The 19,807-nt window shown below is 32.9% G+C and carries 13 protein-coding genes; 11 read left to right on the top strand and 2 right to left on the bottom strand.

From position 1 onward, the window contains the following. Positions 1-228: 228 nt before the first annotated feature. The gene (locus tag B0A65_RS00930; RefSeq protein ID WP_074660731.1) at positions 229-1,380 is read left to right on the top strand and encodes an ATP-binding protein; all 1,152 of its coding nucleotides are present in this window, start codon (positions 229-231) and stop codon (positions 1,378-1,380) included. Positions 1,381-1,494: 114 nt separating this feature from the next. On the opposite strand, the gene B0A65_RS00925 is transcribed toward B0A65_RS00930, so the two are convergent. Beyond that, entirely contained in the window at positions 1,495-2,238 is a 744-nt protein-coding gene (locus B0A65_RS00925) for a DUF3298 and DUF4163 domain-containing protein (protein ID WP_074660733.1), read from the bottom strand. Between the two features lie 200 nt (positions 2,239-2,438). Between B0A65_RS00925 and B0A65_RS00920 the strand changes: the two genes are divergently transcribed. Continuing rightward, positions 2,439-3,581, top strand: coding sequence for a cystathionine gamma-synthase (locus B0A65_RS00920; protein ID WP_074660734.1), 1,143 nt, complete (start codon positions 2,439-2,441; stop codon positions 3,579-3,581). Positions 3,582-3,664: 83 nt separating this feature from the next. Here the strand turns inward: B0A65_RS00920 and B0A65_RS00915 are convergent, their stop codons facing one another. Further along, on the bottom strand, positions 3,665-4,456 hold the full coding sequence (locus B0A65_RS00915; RefSeq protein WP_074660736.1) for a THC0290_0291 family protein: 792 nt from the start codon (positions 4,454-4,456) through the stop codon (positions 3,665-3,667). Between the two features lie 324 nt (positions 4,457-4,780). On the opposite strand from B0A65_RS00915, the gene gdhA reads away from it, so the two are divergent. From gdhA to B0A65_RS00870, 9 genes are all read left to right on the top strand, one after another. Then, on the top strand, positions 4,781-6,124 hold the full coding sequence (gene gdhA, locus B0A65_RS00910) for an NADP-specific glutamate dehydrogenase (RefSeq protein WP_074660737.1): 1,344 nt from the start codon (positions 4,781-4,783) through the stop codon (positions 6,122-6,124). Between the two features lie 126 nt (positions 6,125-6,250). Next, the gene (porZ, locus tag B0A65_RS00905; RefSeq protein ID WP_074660739.1) at positions 6,251-8,533 is read left to right on the top strand and encodes a type IX secretion system anionic LPS delivery protein PorZ; all 2,283 of its coding nucleotides are present in this window, start codon (positions 6,251-6,253) and stop codon (positions 8,531-8,533) included. Between the two features lie 54 nt (positions 8,534-8,587). Next, complete coding sequence (locus B0A65_RS00900; protein ID WP_074660740.1) at positions 8,588-10,021, top strand: MBOAT family O-acyltransferase; 1,434 nt, start codon at positions 8,588-8,590, stop codon at positions 10,019-10,021. Between the two features lie 3 nt (positions 10,022-10,024). Continuing rightward, positions 10,025-11,056, top strand: coding sequence for an alginate O-acetyltransferase AlgX-related protein (locus B0A65_RS00895; RefSeq protein ID WP_074660742.1), 1,032 nt, complete (start codon positions 10,025-10,027; stop codon positions 11,054-11,056). A gap of 84 nt (positions 11,057-11,140) precedes the next feature. Further along, a complete protein-coding gene (gene recO / locus B0A65_RS00890) occupies positions 11,141-11,854 on the top strand; it encodes a DNA repair protein RecO (protein WP_074660743.1) in 714 nt (237 codons plus the stop codon). Between the two features lie 130 nt (positions 11,855-11,984). Beyond that, positions 11,985-15,386 (top strand): isoleucine--tRNA ligase, encoded by a 3,402-nt coding sequence (ileS, locus tag B0A65_RS00885; protein WP_074660745.1) that lies wholly within the window; start codon positions 11,985-11,987, stop codon positions 15,384-15,386. Between the two features lie 9 nt (positions 15,387-15,395). Then, positions 15,396-15,776 (top strand): TraR/DksA family transcriptional regulator, encoded by a 381-nt coding sequence (locus B0A65_RS00880; RefSeq protein WP_026983623.1) that lies wholly within the window; start codon positions 15,396-15,398, stop codon positions 15,774-15,776. Positions 15,777-15,863: 87 nt separating this feature from the next. Then, complete coding sequence (locus B0A65_RS00875; RefSeq protein WP_074660746.1) at positions 15,864-16,460, top strand: lipoprotein signal peptidase; 597 nt, start codon at positions 15,864-15,866, stop codon at positions 16,458-16,460. 146 nt (positions 16,461-16,606) lie between these two features. After that, positions 16,607-19,765, top strand: a complete 3,159-nt coding sequence (locus B0A65_RS00870; RefSeq protein ID WP_074660748.1) for a UvrD-helicase domain-containing protein — start codon at positions 16,607-16,609, stop codon at positions 19,763-19,765. Positions 19,766-19,807: the final 42 nt, after the last annotated feature.

The following is a 19,807-nucleotide window of genomic DNA, read 5'->3' as shown; positions in this document are numbered from 1 at the left end:
TGGAATATTTATTGGGTATGAAATATCGGGAATATCGCTCCGCTGGAGCTTTGTTTTATTGATGTGTCTTAGCTATAAACATGTTGCTCCGCTGGAGCTTTATTATTGGTTATATTAATGTTTAAAATTTTAGATTGTTAGACTTTATATAAATTAGATTAATTTAGAATTCGAAGTTCAACAATCTAAGAAGTCTAAAAATCTAAGCCAGTCTAACATCTAAAAAGAATGATCAACAAACGCCTTTTAATAAAAAACCTGCTCGCTCATAATGATGAGAGCAGTTTTTATGATAAAAAAAGGCAGTTGAATCTGCACTCCCGTGAAGGAAAAGGAAAATTTCTCAAACACATTTGTGCATTATCCAATTCAAATCCAACCAATAATTCTTATATAGTTGTTGGAGTTGAAGATCAGGATAATGAGATTGTTGGCGATGATTTCTTTGATGATAGTCGAATTCAGAATCTCGTCAATGCTTTTTTAGAAAATCCTCCTAAAATTCAATACGAAAATGTACCGTTTCCGAATCTTCCAAAAGATAAAGTAATCGGATTGGTTACTATTAAACCCAAGAATAAAATTTCGTATTTTAAAAAAGGAATTCACACGATATTAGCCAATAGTGTTTTTATTAGGCGCGGGAGTAATTCAGTTCCTGTTGAAGGCGAGATAGAGAAGAATTATCAAAATACAGAAACAGTTATTGGGATTGAAAATAGTTCCCGAAATAGCATTCAATATACACTCGATGGTGTTATTGACTTTATGAATTTCAGGCATAAAGATATGTCACCGAAATATCACGTTTTTAAAGAGTTATTTGTGATATGCTGGGCTGGAGTTCCTAAAAAATCGCGTGATAAAGCCTTTCTTTCCAGAGTTGATATTGAATTGATTAACGAACAAATCAAGCTTTTTTATTCGGCACAAGATGTTGTAACGATTATTTTTGATGATGATAGTTTTACGATAACTGAATATGTTCCGTTAGGATTGAATGATAAAACAAGTTATTATCCGTTAGAAGAACAAACCATTCGTTTCTTTGATAATGGTTATTACAAAATCGATCGAAAAATGCTTTTTCAGCCACCTGAATTTAATCGAAAAATGCTGTATCATATTTACAATTCGAATATAGCATTACTTCAGAAACTGCAGAAAGGTTTAACTTTATCAGAACGAGAATTAAGTGATCTTGAAAATCTTCCTTCCACTTTTATGATCTGCCATTTGAATGGTTTTGATGACGCAAAGCAGAAATTAATTGATGCTAAATTGCTTTTAAAACCTTTTTCGCAAGTGTACTTGTCTTTTAAGGAAGCTTTAAGGATTCTTCGAAAAATGAAATATGATTTTCAGGAAGGTACAAAGTAACAAAGGTGCAAAGCGACAAAGGTTTCTTGTAGAGGCACACGGTAGTGCGTCTAAAACAAAGTAAGAAGTTTTATTGAATTGCCTCCAGCTTATCCGAATTATTTCTTCAACAAATTACTGATACAATAAATATTGATTCACTTCATCATAAGGAAATAGAAGCTCTTTTGGGCCATCGGCATAGGATGCCGCTTCATAAGAGTTGTAATATAAAAGCAGTCCTTCTTCTGTATAGAAAATATTCTGAGGTAATTGAAATTTGTCATTTTCGAACATTAGACCTGTTGCGTTAATGTTTGCTTTTGAAGGAATTTTATATTTCTCGCGGAATGTTTTTTCGGCGAAAGCCTTAAATTCTTTCTCATTTTTAAAAATTTGATCAGAAAAAATGATTTTTCCTGTTTTTGGATCAAATAATAGAGAACGATATCCCTGATAACCATGTGCGCCACCGGTAAAAGTATAATGATCAATTTTTATATTAATAATTTGACTTGATTCAAATTCTACATTTCCTTTAATTTTACCTTCCCACCCAAAAGTTTCATTTGGAAATTTTTCGTGCATTTCTTCATAAGACTCAATAAAAGAGTTTGTCAATGCGTTGTAGTCATTTGGTTTTACTGGCTTTTCTCCAAAATAAACAATTTCTTTTACGACTGAAAATATTTTTTTGTTAATGCTATCTGCCACAACAGGAGCATTTTTTGCAATCGGAATGTCAATCGTAATTATTGGGCAATCTGTTTTGCAAGGCAGGATAGATTTTTTTTCAAATGTTATCTTTTCAAATGAAAGCTCTTTGTTGCAACTAGTGAATATTAAAAACAAAGAAACTAAATAAGTATACGGTTTCATATATCTAAGAGTTATTTGTTAAGGGTCATAAATGGTATCGCATTTTATTTGTGTTTTTTTTGCTTTCGCAAAGCTCTGGTTATTTGCGATTTCATAACTTAAACTGTTAATTATATACAAAGGTAAGAAGTTGTGTCAGGATTAAAATAAATTAAACGGTAAATTTGTAGTCTAAAATAGCGTTTTAAAAACATAACTATATGAAATTCAATACTAAAGTGATTCATGGTGGTCAGCATCATGACCCAAGTACAGGAGCAGTAATGCCTCCTGTATATCAAACTTCAACTTATATTCAGACAAGTCCAGGACAACCTTTGGGGGATTACGAATACAGCAGAGCTTCAAATCCAACCCGTACAGCATTAGAAAATGCTTTGGCTAGTATTGAAAATGGTACTCGCGGATTGGCTTTTTCATCAGGATTAGCAGCTACCGATTGTATTTTAAGAGGATTGAAAGCAGGAGATGAAGTCATTGCAATGGATGATTTATATGGAGGAACTTACAGAATGTTTTCAAGAATTTACAAAGATTCCGGAATTAAATTTCACTTTGTTGATATGACTGATATCACAAAATTGAAGTCATTAATCAATGAAAATACAAAGCTGATTTGGGTAGAAACGCCAACAAATCCATTAATGAAATTGGCTGATATCGAAGAAGTAGCTAAAATCACAAAAGCGAATAATATTTTATTTGCTGTTGATAATACTTTTGCAACGCCTTATTTACAAAAACCACTTGATTTAGGAGCTGATATTGTCATGCATTCTGCAACAAAATATTTAGGAGGACATTCTGATGTTATTGCGGGAGCTTTAATTGTAAAAGATGAAGCTTTAGGAGAGCAATTGCATTTTCAGCAATTTGCAACCGGTGCGACATTGGGGCCAATGGATAGTTTTTTGGTTTTAAGAGGAATCAAAACCCTTTCGTTAAGAGTGCAAAGACACTGTGAAAATGGAGAAAAAGTAGTGGAATATTTAACAAAACATCCAAAAATAAAAACGGTTTATTATCCAGGATTGCCAAGTCATCCGTTTCATGAAATTGCTAAAAAACAAATGAAAGCTTTTGGAGGAATGGTTTCATTTACATTCGTTTCTGGTAAAAAGGAAGATTCGATTAGTTTTTTAGAAAAATTAAAAGTATTCACTTTGGCAGAATCATTAGGTGGAGTTGAATCATTAGCCAATCATCCGGCTTTGATGACGCATGCTTCAATTCCGGCAGACAAAAGAGCCGAAGTTGGTATTACCGATGATTTAGTTCGATTAAGTGTTGGTATTGAAGATGCTGAAGATTTAATTGCCGATTTAGAACAGGCACTAGCATAAAAAGATAAATTCTAAAATAAAAAAAATCCCAAATTCCAATCATAATCATTTTGGAATTTGGGATTTTATATTTGGGGATGTCTTTAAAATTCTAAGTAATAAATATATCCTACATTGAACCAAACTTGCGAATCGTTCGATTTGTTTTCTTTATAAAGATCTTTATTTGGGTTTAGGCCATCAACCCAGTCAGAACTGAATCCTTGATAACGGGCTTCAAACATAAGATCGCTCATTGTTGTTAATTTGTAGTGAACTCCAATACCTGCGGTAACCGAAGCAACTATTCCGTTTTCACTAGAAAAACCATAGGGACGACCGTCTGAAGGCGTTAAGTATTTTGGAAATGTAGTTTGAGGAAGTCCTAATGTACCCAATCTCGAATCAACTTTAGTAGAATAGTAACTAACCTGAAATCCCAAACTTACGTAAGGGCTAAAGCCGCCAATTGTATTTTCAAAATCATGAATTTTCATGAACGGTGAATATTCCAATTGAGCTCCAAGGTTGACTAGTGTAGAACTACCGTGCATTGCTCTAAGATGTTGAACAAGGTTTTTGAATTTTTCTCTTTCTACCCATTCACCAAAATGTTCTAATTTGGTTGTGTTAAAAGATAATTCGGATCTTACTTTGAAGTGTTCTGAAAAAAAACTTTCATGATTGTTATTGGCAGAAAAGTTGATAAAGTGAACAATTCCAACTCCAATTCCGGTATTTCCAACATTAGTCTTAAAATCATGTCTTTGACCATAATCAGATTGAAAAGTCAAAGGTCCGAATACTATTCCTACTTCTTGTGCAATACCTTGCGCTGTCGATGTTGTTGAAATTCCGATGAAGGCGAATAATGTGAGTATTATAGGTTTAAGCATGTTTTGGGGGCTTTCAAATCATGGCAAATATATAAAAAACATGTACGATTCAAAATAATATATTCGTCTATTAAAAAATAAGTAGCAAAATACTTAATTTGTTAACTTTAAGCTGGTTGTTTTGATGTAAAATAAGTAGTGTAAAATGCTATTGTAGATAAAGTTTGAAAAATTAACAATTCAATGTTGAGATCTAAAAAAAATCACATTAGATCAGCATTTTGTTATATCTTTGTACGTTGAAACGAAAACGTTTTCTTAAACGTATTTTCTTATTTAATTGAGCGAAAATTAAAATAATTTATCTGAATAATTTATTTAAAAATGGAACAAAAAATAAATGAATTTATGGCTCTTGTAGAGTCAAAGAATCCAAACGAGCCAGAGTTTCTTCAAGCCGTTAGAGAATTTGCAGAAACAGTAATTCCATTTATTGCAGAGCGTAAAAAATACGATGGAAAAAACTTACTTCTTAGAATTGCCGAACCAGAACGTTCTATAATATTTAGAGTTCCGTGGGTTGACGATAGAGGAGAAATAATTGTAAACAGAGGTTTTAGAATTCAGATGAACTCGGCAATTGGACCTTATAAAGGCGGAATTAGATTTCATCACTCTGTGAACCTATCAGTTTTGAAATTCTTAGCTTTTGAGCAGGTTTTCAAAAACAGTTTGACTACACTTCCAATGGGTGGTGGAAAAGGTGGTTCTGATTTTGATCCGGAAGGAAAATCTGATGCTGAGGTTATGCGTTTTTGTCAATCTTTCATGACGGAATTATGCCGTCATATTGGTCCTGATTTAGATGTACCAGCAGGGGATATTGGGGTTGGAGCAAGAGAAATTGGATATTTATTTGGTCAATATAAAAGAATCAGAAATGAATTTACAGGTGTTTTAACCGGTAAAGGAATTGCTTACGGAGGATCATTAATCAGACCTGAGGCTACAGGATACGGAGTTGTTTATTTTACAGATCAAATGTTGCGTACAATCGGGCATGACATTAAAGGTAAAAGAGTGGCAATTTCAGGATTTGGAAATGTGGCTTGGGGAGTAGCGTTAAAAATAAATGAATTAGGAGGGAAAGTATTGACTATTTCTGGTCCTGATGGATATATTTATGATGAAGAAGGAATCTCTGGCGAAAAAATCGATCATATGCTTGAAATGAGAGCTACGGGTGATAACAGAGCAGAGGTTTACCTTCAGAAATATCCAAATGCTGTTTTTCATAAAGGAAAAAGCCCATGGGAAGTAAAAGTTGATATTGCAATTCCATGTGCGACTCAAAATGAATTAAACGGTGAAGATGCCCAAAAATTAATCGACAACGGTGTTTTGTGTGTTACTGAAGCGGCAAACATGCCGTCTACCTTAGATGCAATTAAATTATTCTTAGACAATAAAGTGTTATTCGCTCCAGGAAAAGCAGCTAATGCTGGTGGTGTTGCAGCATCTGGATTAGAAATGACGCAAAACTCAATTCGTCTAAACTGGACAAGTGAAGAAGTTGATTTGAGATTAAAAGATATCATGGTTGGCATTCACAACCAATGTAAAAAATACGGTGTTGGCGAAGATGGTTATGTAAACTACGTAAAAGGAGCGAACATTGCCGGATTTGTTAAAGTTGCTGATGCTATGCTTGCACAAGGAGTAGTATAAAAATTTGTTTTAGTTATAGGATGCCTTCATTTGTCGAAAGATAAATCGAAGGCATTTTTTATTTGTAAAAGAACAAAATTCAAATACTTTCGTTTGTATTATATTTGCCTATCTGAATATTAAATAATGAAGAAAAAGTTTCTCTATATTTTGTTACTGCTTTTTATGCAAATTAGTTTTGCGCAAAATAATCTGTCGTGGCAAGGCTACTTTTCATTTAATGAGATAAAAGATATTTCAGAATCTTCGACAACAGTTTATGCAGCTTCAGAAAATGCTTTGTTTTCTAAAAATGCCGCAACAAATACAGCGAAAACAACTACTACAGTCGACGGACTTTCTGGTCAGACCATTTCTGCAGTATATTATAGTGAAGCATTTAAAAAAACAATAGTTGGTTACGAAAACGGTTTAATGATTGTAATTAACCAAACCGACGGGAAAATGCTGAAAGTAGTTGATATTATAAACAAGCAATTAGCTCCAAATAGTAAAAAGATAAATCATTTTATGGAGCATAATGGTTTGGTTTATGTTTCCTGCGATTTTGGAATCGTACAGTTTAATTTAACGACTTTGCAATTTGGAGATACTTATTTTATTGGAGATAATGGTGCTGAAATCAGTGTAAAACAAACTACTTTTTTTAACGGATTTATTTATGCCGCCACTTCAAGTGGTATTAGAAAAGCAAATAGTACCAGTCCTAATTTAAATGATTTTAATCAATGGATAGTGGTAAATTCGGGGGATTGGTCAAGTGTAGAAACTTTAGATACAGAACTTATTGCAATTAATACTGTTGGTTATATCCATAGATTTAACTCGGTTAATTTTGTTGGTTTTTTGCAACTTCCACAACCTTCTGTAGATATGCGGGCAAAGAATCATAATTTATATATTACGATTCCGAATATGGTGTACATCTATAACAATCAAATGATTGTGAGTCGACAGATTTCTAATACTCAGGTTTTAGATAACACGATTAACTTTACTTGTGCAACAGCTGTTAGTGATATAATTTGCATTGGAACAAAAGAAAAAGGATTGTTTTCATCCTCTCTTTTAAGTAATGGTATTTTTGAGAATACCACGCCAACTGGTCCGGCAAGAAATAATATTTTCTCCCTGGATGTTACTCCAAATGTACTTTGGACAGTGTACGGTGATTATGATTCCTTTTATAATCCATATCCGTTAGATAGTTATGGTGTAGGGAAATATAATACTGCTGGTTGGTTGAATATTCCTTATTCTGAAGTTTTTGATGCCAAATCGATGACCAAAATAATTGTAAATCCGGCAAATGAAAAACAAGTTTATGCAAGTTCGTTTTTCTCCGGATTATTAAAAATTGAAGAGGATGTTCCGCAGTTTTTATACAATCAAAAAAACAGCGGTTTAGAATCGATTACGACTGAAGGTCCAAATTATATAGATGTCCGAATTAACGGAACTGCTTTTGATAAAACAGGAAATCTTTGGGTGACCAATAGCCGAATCAAAAACGGATTGAAAGTTTTGAAAACGAATGGTCAATGGGGAAGTTATTCGATGACTTCAATTATTGACAACGCAGAAGCTTCGAGTTATGCCAACATTGTAGTTGATAGAAATAGTGTGAAATGGATCGCAACAAATAGAGACGGAGTTGTTGGTTTTGATGAAACGACCAATAAATTTAAGAAAATGACATTTGGTGTCGATGCGGGAAATTTGCCAATTGCAGATGTAAGATCAATCGCAATTGATGCTAAAAACCAACTTTGGATTGGAACGACAAAAGGATTGCGTGTTTTGTCAAATATAAGTAGTTTTCAAAATGATAATCAGTTAAAAGCAAATCCGATTATTATAATGGAAGATAATTTAGCTCAGGAATTACTTTATGAGCAATTTATTACTTCGATTGCGGTTGACGGAGCCAATAATAAATGGATAGGAACTACCGATTCAGGTGTTTTTATGGTATCGCCAAATGGTGAGGAAACAAAATACCATTTTACGATTAGTAATTCGCCTTTACCAAGTAATGTTATAAATGATATTAAAATTAATAGTGCAACCGGAGAAGTTTTTATTGCAACAAATAAAGGGATGATTTCTTTTAAAGGAATTGCAACGGGTGCCAATGAAGATTTGAATAATGTTTATGTATATCCTAATCCGGTTCGCCCGACCTATTCAGGAACTGTAAAAGTGGCGGGATTAATTGATAAAGCAAATATTAAAATTACAGACATTGAAGGTAATTTAGTTTATGAAACCACTTCAGAAGGCGGAACAATAGAATGGGATACCACTGCTTTTGGAAGATATAAAGTAGCATCAGGAGTGTATATGATTTTTATTTCTGCCCAGGATGGAGGAGAAACTAAGGTTAAAAAAGTAATGATTATTCGATAGAGATTTAAAAGTATAGAAAACAATTAATCAAACATAAAATTTTAAACAAATAGAATGCTTTTTAATTCCATAAACTTTGCAATATTTCTGCCTATTGTATTTTTTCTCTATTGGTTTGCGACAAACAAATCATTAAAACTTCAGAATATCTTACTGCTTATATCAAGTTATTTTTTTTATGCTTGTTGGGATTGGCGATTTTTATTTTTATTGATTTTCTCCACATTATTAGATTATTTTACAGGAATCAAGATGTCAGAATCTAAAAATAAAACTGTAAAATTTTTTTGGTTTTGGTTAAGTATATCTCTAAATCTCGGTTTTCTTTGTGTTTTTAAATATTATAACTTTTTTGTTCAATCATTTGCAGATGCCATCGCTAATATTGGCTTACATGTAAATCCGTTGACATTCAAAGTAATCTTACCTATTGGAATTTCATTTTACACCTTTCACGGTTTATCATATGTAATTGATATTTATAAAGGCAGAATAAAAGCCGAAAAGAATATTGTTGATTATTCTGTATTTGTGAGTTTCTTTCCTTTACTTGTTGCCGGACCTATAGAACGAGCTACTCATCTTTTACCGCAAATTCAGAAAAAAAGGAGTTTTGATTATGACAAAGCGGTTGATGGATTAAGGCAGATTTTATGGGGATTATTTAAAAAAATTGTAATTGCAGATCAGTGTGCCCTATATGTTAATACAATTTTTAATAATTCAGTTGAATATTCAGGAAGTACACTTCTGTTAGGTGCAGTGTTTTTTTCGTTCCAAATTTATGGTGACTTTTCGGGTTATTCAGATATTGCAATAGGAGTTGCGCGCCTTTTTGGTATAGATTTACTTAAGAATTTTGCTTTTCCTTATTTTTCAAGAGATATTGCAGAGTTCTGGAGAAGATGGCATATTTCTCTTTCTACTTGGTTTAGAGATTACTTATACATTCCGTTAGGGGGAAGCAAAGGAGGGGTATGGATCAAAATTAGAAATACTTTTATTATTTTCTTAGTAAGCGGGTTTTGGCATGGAGCCAATTGGACTTTTATTGTTTGGGGTTTTTTAAATGCTTTGTATATTATGCCGTCTATTATTTTTAATACAAATCGCAATAATTTAGATATCATAGCTCAAGGTAAATATTTGCCAAGTATTAAAGAAGTTTTTCAAATGGTTTTAACGTTTAGTTTAACTGTTCTTGCGTGGGTATTTTTTAGAGCAAATAATGTAGAACATGCGTTAAGTTATATTTCGGAAATATTTTCAGGTTCATTATTTTCAAAACCAGTAATTACACCTAAAATTTTATTTATTTTAATTTTAATATTTATTTTAATAGAATGGTTTGGAAGAGAAGAAGAGTTTGCCTTAGCTAAATTAGCAAAATGGGAATCACGTTTTAAATATGTATTTTATTATATTATTATAGTTGCAATTTTTTTATGTAGTGGTGAGAAGCAACAATTTATTTATTTTCAGTTTTAATTCATGAAAAAATTTATTTTTAAAACATCCTTATTTGTAGTTCCATTCGCATTTCTTTACGTGATTACATCGCTGTTTTACAGTAGTTCTGAATGTCCAGATTTGATACGGTTAGGTTGCTTTCCAAACGTTTTCAAAGAATGTAGAAATGTGTTCCATGATGAGTTTACCCGTAAAATTTATTTTAATAAATTTTCAAAAAGAAATAACAAAACAGAAAAAATCCTAACTATTGGAGACTCATTTTCTGAGCAAGGTAATTATGGGTATACAAATTATCTTGCAGAAAAATATGGTGTTTTGCACATGGACAGATTTATTTCTGGAAATCAAATTCAGACATTATATGAATTGTTAAATGGTGATTTTTTTGAAAAACAAAATATTGAATACGTTATATTAGAAAATGTAGAGAGAAGTTTTGTTTCTAACGCAAAAAAGATAGATTCTTCAAAAGTAATGATGACATCTCAATTAGATAATTTAGTACGTAATCGTAAACTTTCTAAAGAAGATGATGCAGATGCTTTTTTTTCAAAAAAAACGATTCAATTTCCTTTTTCAATGTTCAGATATTACTTTAGTCAAAACTACTTATCCAATAGATATGTTTATAATGTCGTTCTAACCAGAGATGATTTATTTAGTATTAAGGAGAATAATTTATTGTTTGTTTATAAAGATTTGTCTTGTTTGGAAGAAAATAATGATGTGGTGGAAGTTCAAAAATTAAATAATGTTTTAAATGATTTGTCGAATAAGCTTAGAGGTAAAAAAATAAAGCTTATTGTTTTGCCAGCACCCGATAAATATGATCTTTATTATGATTATATTGCTGATAAAACCATTTTTCCACGACCATTGTTTTTTAATCATTTAGGAAATCTTAAAAAAAATTATGTATATATAGATTCAAAGAAAATTTTATCCGCTGAATTAGAAAGTAAAAAAGATATTTATTTTTATGATGATACACATTGGTCTCCAGTTGCTTCTAAAATTATAGTAGAAGAAATAAAAAAAGCAATAAATTGATCCAATATAAAGCTGATAAATATATGATTTTTAGGGGATTAAATTCGGTGAAATCATTATTATGGAGAATTAGAATGTAAAGCAATGCAAGTCAAAACCAAAGCAATAGTAATTTCAGCCCTAAAATTTCAGGAAAAAAGTCTGATTGTAAAGTGCTTTACGCTTTCAAGTGGTCTGAAATCTTATTTTGTTCGAGATGCTTTTTCGAATCGAAAGGCAAGTCAGAAGATTGCTTATTTTCAGCCTTTTTCTATTTTGGAGATTGAAGCTGTGCATAAAAACAAAGGTACTTTAGAGAATTTTAAGGAAATCAAAACCGCGGTTCCTTTTCAGACAATTCATACTGATATAGTGAAAAGTACCATTGTAATGTTTCTTTCAGAGATGTTGCATTATTCTATCCAGGAGGAAGAAAAAAACGAATCGCTTTTCGAGTTTTTGGAGACGGCGCTAACCTGGTTGGATCATCATGATGAAATAGCAAATTTTCATCTAATCTTACTTTTGGAGGCAACAAAATATCTTGGTTTTTATCCTGATACTTCTGAAATTGATTTGCCTTATTTTGAAATGATTGAAGGTGTTTTTACGCTTTTTAGTGGAGTAAATTCTTTAACAGAACACGAGACAAACCTTCTGAAAAAATTAATTGATCTGAGGTTTGACAACGATCAGAAAGTTTTTCATGTGATAGAAAGGCAAATATTACTGAAAATTCTGATAGATTATTATAGTTTTCATTTAGACGGATTCAAAAGACCTAAATCTTTAGAGGTTTTAAAGGAGGTTTTCTCTTAAATCCTCAAAAACGTCAATTTTTTTTGCGGAATATACCTGAAATTTCCTTTCAGTACTCTTTTTTCTGTCATCTTTTATCTATTTTCCTCAAAATTCCTTACTTTCGCACCTCGTTTAAGAAAAGGATAAAATGAGCACAAAATTTACTGAATACAAAGGACTTGACTTACCAACAGTAGCGTCAGAAGTTCTTGATTTTTGGAAGAAAGAAAATATATTTGAAAAGAGTGTAACTACTCGCGAAGGAGCAGAACCTTACGTATTTTTTGAAGGTCCGCCTTCAGCAAACGGATTACCGGGAATTCACCACGTGATGGCGCGTGCGATTAAAGATATTTTTTGCAGATATAAAACTCAAAAAGGTTTTCAGGTAAAAAGAAAAGCCGGATGGGATACGCACGGATTGCCTGTAGAATTAGGTACCGAGAAAGAACTTGGGATTACAAAAGAAGATATTGGTAAAACAATTTCTATCGAAGAGTATAACGAAGCGTGTAAAAAAACCGTAATGCGTTATACCGACGTATGGAATGATTTGACCGAGAAAATGGGCTATTGGGTAGATATGGAAGATCCATATGTGACTTATAAACCAAAATATATGGAGTCTGTTTGGTGGCTTTTAAAGCAAATCTACGATAAAGGTTTGTTGTACAAAGGATACACGATTCAGCCTTATTCTCCAAAAGCAGGAACTGGATTGTCTTCTCACGAAGTAAATCAGCCTGGAGCATATAGAGATGTTACGGATACTACTATTGTAGCGCAATTCAAAACTTTACCTGAAACTTTACCAAGCTTTTTACAAGGTTTTGGAGATATTCACATCTTAGCCTGGACAACTACGCCTTGGACATTACCTTCAAATACCGCTTTGACAGTTGGACCAAAGATAGATTACGTTCTAGTAAAAACATTCAATCAATATACTTTTGAGCCTGTAAATGTTGTTTTGGCTAAAAATTTAGTTGGAAAACAATTTGGTAAAGGATTTTTTGCAAGTGAAGATGATGCTGATTTCGACAAAGTAAAAAATGGCGACAAGCAACTTCCGTATAAAATATTAGCAGAAGCAAAAGGAGCTGATTTAGTAGAGATCCGTTACGAGCAATTATTACCATATGTATTACCTTATCAAAATGCTGAAAATGCATTTAGAGTAATTGCCGGAGATTTTGTTACTACAGAAGATGGAACAGGAGTTGTACATACCGCTCCGACATTTGGTGCTGATGATGCTAAAGTAGCAAAAGAAGCTAAGCCGGAAGTGCCGCCAATGTTGGTTTTAGATGAAAACGGAACTGCTGTTCCGTTGGTAGATTTACAAGGTAAATTCACTTCTCATTTAGGTGAGTTAGCTGGTAAATATGTAAAAAACGAATATTATGATGCAGGGCAGGCGCCAGAGCGTTCTGTGGATGTTGAAATTGCTATTCGATTAAAAGAAGAAAATAAAGCCTTTAAGGTTGAAAAATACGTACATAGTTATCCACACAGTTGGAGAACTGATGAGCCGTTATTATATTATCCACTAGACTCTTGGTTCATTAAAGTAACCGATGTAAAAGATAGAATGTTCGACCTGAACGAAACTATCAATTGGAAGCCTAAGTCTACTGGTGAAGGACGTTTTGGAAATTGGTTGAAAAATGCCAACGACTGGAACTTATCTCGTTCTAGATATTGGGGTATTCCGTTGCCAATTTGGAGAACTGAAGACAAAAAAGAAGAAGTTCTTATTGGTTCTGTTGAAGAATTGTACAATGCGATTGAAAAATCTATCGAAGCTGGTTTTCAAAAAGAAAATCCATTCAAAGGTTTTGAAATCGGAAACATGTCTGAAACAAATTATGATTTAATCGATTTACATAAAAATGTTGTCGATCAAATAACTTTAGTTTCGGCTTCAGGCCAACCGATGAAACGTGAGAGCGATTTAATTGATGTTTGGTTTGATTCAGGAGCAATGCCTTACGCCCAGTGGCATTATCCTTTTGAGAATAAAGATAAAATTGACGAGAATAAAGATTTTCCTGCGAATTTCATTGCAGAAGGTGTAGATCAGACTCGTGGATGGTTTTATACTTTACATGCTATAGGAACTTTGGTTTTTGATAAAGTAGCGTATAAAAATGTAGTTTCGAATGGTTTGGTTTTGGATAAAAACGGACAGAAAATGTCGAAACGTTTAGGAAACGCAACAGATCCTTTTGAAACGATTGCAGAGTATGGTCCTGATGCCACACGTTGGTACATGATTTCAAACGCAAATCCGTGGGATAACTTAAAATTTGATATTGAAGGAATTGCTGAGGTTCGTCGTAAATTCTTCGGAACTTTATACAACACTTACTCCTTCTTTTCGTTATATGCGAATATCGATGGGTTTAAATACGCTGAAGCGGAGATCCCGTTAAACGAAAGACCTGAAATCGATCAGTGGATTATTTCTGAATTACATTCTTTAATCAAATTTGTTGATGAATGTTATGAAGATTATGAGCCTACGAAAGCAGCAAGAGCTATTTCTGACTTCGTTCAGGAAAACTTAAGTAACTGGTACGTACGTTTATGTCGTCGTCGTTTTTGGAAAGGTGAATATGCTCAGGATAAAATTGCAGCTTACCAAACGCTTTATACTTGTTTGTTAACGATAAGCAAATTAAGCGCTCCGATTGCTCCATTTTTTATGGATAAATTGTACAGAGATTTAACGAGTTCAACAGGATCTGAGCAATATAGCAGTGTTCACTTGGCTGAGTTCCCAAAATTTGTCGAAAACTTTGTTAATAAAACGTTAGAGAGCAAAATGCAGAAGGCGCAAACCATCTCATCTTTGGTTTTATCACTTCGTAAAAAGGAAATGATTAAGGTTCGTCAACCTTTGCAAAAGGTAATGATTCCGGTACTTGACGAAAATCAGAGAGCTGAAATTGAGGGTATTTCTGAGCTTGTAAAAGCAGAAGTAAACGTGAAAGAAATCCTTCTTTTAGATGATGATTCTGGTATCTTGGTGAAACAAATTAAGCCTAATTTTAAAGCTTTAGGACCTCGTTTTGGAAAAGATATGGGGCTGATTTCCAAAGAAATACAATCTTTTTCGGCAGATCAGATTAATCAGTTGGACAAGCAGGGAACGTTAGATATTGTTATTGCTGGAAAAACTGTAACTTTATCACTAGAAGACGTCGAAATAACATCGCAGGATATTGAAGGATGGTTGGTTGCAAATTCAAACGGAATTACGGTTGCGCTTGATATTACAATCACTGAAGAATTGAAAAAAGAAGGAATCGCAAGAGAATTGGTGAACAGAATTCAAAATATCCGTAAAGATTCTGGATTTGAAGTAACCGATAAGATTAAAGTTCTAATAAAAAGAAGTGGTTTGTTAGAAGAGGCCATTCTTAAAAATGAAGACTATATTAAGTCTGAGACATTAACAGATGATTTGGTTTTTGTAGACGCTTTAGAAAGCGGCACAGAAATTGAGTTTGATGATATTAAAACAGTGATATTAATTTCAAAATAATATAATAAAATGATAGATGAAATTACAAGATACTCTGATGCTGATTTAGCGGAGTTCAAAGAAATAATTCAAAATAAAATACAAAAAGCACAAGCCGATCTGGATTTAATAAAAAGTGCTTACATGAATGATTTGAATAACGGAACAGATGATACTTCTCCAACTTTTAAAGCATTTGAAGAAGGAAGCGAAACGATGTCAAAAGAAGCGAACTCACAGTTGGCTATCAGACAGGAAAAGTTTATACGCGATCTAAAAAACGCATTATTCCGTGTTGAAAACAAAACATATGGTATCTGTAAAGTAACAGGTAAATTAATAAGCAAAGAAAGGCTTAAAATCGTTCCTCATGCTACAATGAGTATCGAGGCTAAAAACTTGCAACGATAATATTTGCAAATTGCAAAAGAATTAACGCTCCTTTAGGAGCGTTTTTTTTGATTAAATTATTACTTTTGCGCATCAAAAACCCATAAAATGTCATTACGAAAAGCGTATCTCCTTATATTTTTAGTTTTACTTGTTGATCAGATTTCAAAAATCTATGTGAAAACCAATTTTATTTTAGGAGAGGAAGTTACTGTTTTCAATTGGTTTAAAATTCATTTTATTGAAAATGAAGGAATGGCATGGGGAACAAAAATTCCTGGAGAATACGGAAAATTAATTTTAACCGTTTTTAGAATTTTTGCTGTTTTTGGAATTGGATATTGGTTGGCCGATGCAATTAAAAAGCGCCATTCTACTTATTTGATTGTTGCAATTGCTTTGATCTTTGCCGGAGCCGCCGGAAATATTCTGGATTCTGTTTTCTACGGAGTAATTTTTGATGACAGTACGCATAATCTGGCGACACTTTTTTCGCCTCATCCCTACGGAACCTGGTTTCATGGTTTAGTTGTAGATATGTTTTATTTTCCAATTTGGGAAGGTAATCTGCCAACCTGGATGCCTGTCTTTGGAGGTAAACATTTTATGTTTTTTAATGCTATTTTTAATGTTGCCGATATGGCGATTTCTACAGGTGTTGGTATTTTGCTTGTTTTTAATAAACGGGCATTTCCAAAACACTAAGCTTATTTTTTAAAAAGTCAAAAATAAATAAATTCCAAATTCCAATATTTAAAGTGCTCGTTGCATGAAAATATTGGAATTTGGAATTTTGCGTTATTGGGATTTGATATTTATTGTGCTATTTTTACAACACTAAAGCCAAACTTATGCAAAGTCCGTCTTTCTCTATTTATGATGCCTCCGCAGGTTCGGGAAAGACCTATACTTTGGTGAAGGAATATCTTAAAATTATTCTTTCTTCTCCTAGAAATGATGCCTATCGTAATATTTTGGCAATAACTTTTACCAATAAAGCGGTTCACGAAATGAAAAGCCGTATTGTTGGAAGTTTATCTGAGTTTGCCAAAGACGAACCTTCAGCGAAAGCCATGGATTTAATGGAAGACTTGTCTCGTGACACAGGACTTTCTGTAATTAAAATCAAAATCAAATCTCAAAATATTATTAAGCACTTAATTCATAATTATGCTGCTTTTGATATTTCTACAATTGACAAATTCACGCACAAAGTAATTCGGGCATTTGCTCATGATTTAAATTTACCAATGACTTTTGAGGTGACGTTGGATACCGAGAATTTATTGGTAGAAGCTGTTGATGCAATTATTGCACAGGCTGGTCAGGACGAAACGTTGACTAAATTACTGATTGATTTTACGATGGAAAAAACCGACGATGATAAGAGTTGGGATGTTTCGCGTGAAATTTTGGAAACTGGAAGGTTGGTTTTGAATGAAAACAATCGAAATGAAATTGTTCATTTTCATGATAAATCGATTGAGGAATTTGTTGTCATTAAAAAGAAAATGTCGGTTTTATGTGCTGACTTAGAAAAAGAAAATGCTGAACTAGCGGCTCAGGCTTTGGCTTTAATTGATAAAAATGGGATCGATTTAAAATCGTTTTCAAGAGGAACTTTTCCAAATCATCTTGAAAGTATTCGCGAAGGAAAGTTTAATCCGCGAAATAAAACTTTTCACGAATTTGATGATATTGCTATTAATAAAACGGCAAGTGATCGCGCGTTGATTGAAAATATTATTCCGGAACTGCTTTTGACTTTAGAAAAGATTTATAAAAATTTTGAAAAAAGAGATTTCTACAAGGCTTTTTTGAAAAATATAACGCCGCTTTCGTTACTGAATACGGTAAGTAATGAGTTGGCTAAAATTCAGTCAGAACAAAATATCTTATCTATTTCTGAATTTAACGCTATCATTCATCGCGAAATTCAGAATCAGCCAGCGCCGTTTATTTATGAACGTTTAGGAGAAAGATATCGTCATTTTTTCATTGATGAATTTCAGGATACTTCTGAAATGCAATGGCAAAATTTAATTCCGCTTATTGATAACGCACTTTCAGGCCAGGATGATTTTGGTAACAAAGGAACGCTGATGATTGTTGGGGATCCAAAACAATCTATTTATCGCTGGCGTGGAGGAAAAGCAGAACAATTTATTGAATTAGGTAAAGATTCAAATCCGTTTAATAATCCGGAAAAGGTCATTAAACATTTAGATACAAATTACAGGAGTTATAGCGAGGTAATTGATTTTAATAATGCTTTTTTTAAGTTGATTTCGACTGAATTTTCTAATGAAGATTATAAAGATTTATATGAAAATCATAGCCACCAGAACTCTAATTCAAAAAGGGGAGGATATGTAAATATTTCTTTTTTGCCAATAATCGAAAAAAATGATTTTGCTGATGAAGAAGAGGTTGTTGAAAAATCAGATCTTTATGTTTTGGCAACTTTAAATACAATTCAGAAAGTGCTTCGTGATGGTTTTGAATATCGGGATATAGTAGTTTTAACCCGAAAGAGAGATCAGGGAATTGCTATTGCGAATTATTTGACGGAACAAAATATTCCGCTTTTATCATCTGAAACTTTGATGATTCAGAACGCAACAGAAGTTCGCTTGATTATTCATTTATTGAAGTATCTGAACAATAGTATTGATCTGGAGGCTAAAGCTAATTTTCTTCATTTTCTGGCGTCAACAAAAGAACTTGATATGCCAATTCATGATTTTATAGCTGCCGGAATGGGGTATAGAAATGAAAATGAGTTTGAAAAATGGCTCTTAACTTTTGATGTTTCGCTTTCTTTTGAGGATGTTCGAAAAAAATCACTTTATGAAGCAGTTGAGATTATCATTTCTAAATTTGTTCTTTCGTCAGAAGGAAACGCTTATGTACAATATTTTCTAGATATTGTTCTGGAGCGCGATATTAGAAATCAGGCCGGTATAGCAGATTTTTTAAGTTACTGGGATAAAAACGGAGAGAAATTTAGTATTCCGTCTCCAGAGGGAAATAATGCTGTTCGAATTATGACGATTCATAAGTCTAAAGGTTTGGAATTTCCTGTTGTAATTATGCCTTTTGCAGAAGAAGATTATAGCAGAAAGCCAAAAGATAAATTATGGCTTGACACGGAAGATTCAGATTTAGGTGTTCCGAAAGCTTTGATCGATAATAGTAGTGCTGTTGAAGGTTTTGGGGAAAGCGCTTCTGCTGTTTTTAATTTAAAAAAACAAGAAGAATTACTCGATAATATTAATGTTTTATATGTGGCGCTAACGCGTGCAGAAGAACAATTGTATGTTATTTCTCAAACTATAAAAGAGAGAAAAGATGGTGATTTTCCGGGTAATATGGCTTCTTTTTTTATTAAATATTTGATAAACAAAGGAATTTATGAGCCTGAAAAGCTAGAGTACGAATTTGGAAGTCGCGCAAAACTTTCTCCATTTGGTAAAACATTGGATTTGGTAAAGACAATCCCAGTTGTTTCAGAAGTTTTGAATCCGAAAAACATTAAAATAGCGCAAAAAGAATCTTTGATGTGGGGAACACATCAGCAAGAGGCAATTTCGTATGGAAATGTGGTTCATGAGATTTTGGCATTTGTAAAAGATAAATCAGATGTTGAATTGGCGGTTACAAAAGCAATCGAAAATGGGTTGATAACATTTGATCAAACGGAGAAAGTTTTAAAAACACTTTATGAAATTGTTTCTCATCCCGAGCTAAGTGTTTGTTTTGATGGGAAAAATAATGTTCTTACCGAGCAAACTATCGTTCAGAAAGAAGGAAGGATTTTAAAGCCGGACCGAATTGTTTTGACTGAGAACAAAGAGGCCTACTTGTTGGATTATAAAACGGGTGCTATAAATTCTAAATATTCACAGCAAATTCAAGAGTATCAGGATGCGATTGAAGATTTAGGATACAAAGTGTTAAAAAGAGCTTTGGTATACATTGGAACCGAAATCGATGTAGTAAATTTGTGAAAAAATTAATCAGTTGTTAACGGCTTAAGTGAGGTAAGTTGT

Origin of the sequence: Flavobacterium frigidimaris (assembly GCF_002217275.1) — a bacterium.
Lineage (GTDB): Bacteria > Bacteroidota > Bacteroidia > Flavobacteriales > Flavobacteriaceae > Flavobacterium > Flavobacterium aquidurense.
This window is presented reverse-complemented; position numbering and strand designations above follow the sequence as displayed.

Bases quoted from the DNA above. Each gene is read 5' to 3' on its own strand.
- B0A65_RS00930 (WP_074660731.1), top strand. From the start codon at position 229: ATGATCAACAAACGCCTTTTAATAAAAAACCTGCTCGCTCATAATGAT.
- B0A65_RS00925 (WP_074660733.1), bottom strand. From the start codon at position 2,238: ATGAAACCGTATACTTATTTAGTTTCTTTGTTTTTAATATTCACTAGT.
- B0A65_RS00920 (WP_074660734.1), top strand. From the start codon at position 2,439: ATGAAATTCAATACTAAAGTGATTCATGGTGGTCAGCATCATGACCCA.
- B0A65_RS00915 (WP_074660736.1), bottom strand. From the start codon at position 4,456: ATGCTTAAACCTATAATACTCACATTATTCGCCTTCATCGGAATTTCA.
- gdhA (WP_074660737.1), top strand. From the start codon at position 4,781: ATGGAACAAAAAATAAATGAATTTATGGCTCTTGTAGAGTCAAAGAAT.
- porZ (WP_074660739.1), top strand. From the start codon at position 6,251: ATGAAGAAAAAGTTTCTCTATATTTTGTTACTGCTTTTTATGCAAATT.
- B0A65_RS00900 (WP_074660740.1), top strand. From the start codon at position 8,588: ATGCTTTTTAATTCCATAAACTTTGCAATATTTCTGCCTATTGTATTT.
- B0A65_RS00895 (WP_074660742.1), top strand. From the start codon at position 10,025: ATGAAAAAATTTATTTTTAAAACATCCTTATTTGTAGTTCCATTCGCA.
- recO (WP_074660743.1), top strand. From the start codon at position 11,141: ATGCAAGTCAAAACCAAAGCAATAGTAATTTCAGCCCTAAAATTTCAG.
- ileS (WP_074660745.1), top strand. From the start codon at position 11,985: ATGAGCACAAAATTTACTGAATACAAAGGACTTGACTTACCAACAGTA.
- B0A65_RS00880 (WP_026983623.1), top strand. From the start codon at position 15,396: ATGATAGATGAAATTACAAGATACTCTGATGCTGATTTAGCGGAGTTC.
- B0A65_RS00875 (WP_074660746.1), top strand. From the start codon at position 15,864: ATGTCATTACGAAAAGCGTATCTCCTTATATTTTTAGTTTTACTTGTT.
- B0A65_RS00870 (WP_074660748.1), top strand. From the start codon at position 16,607: ATGCAAAGTCCGTCTTTCTCTATTTATGATGCCTCCGCAGGTTCGGGA.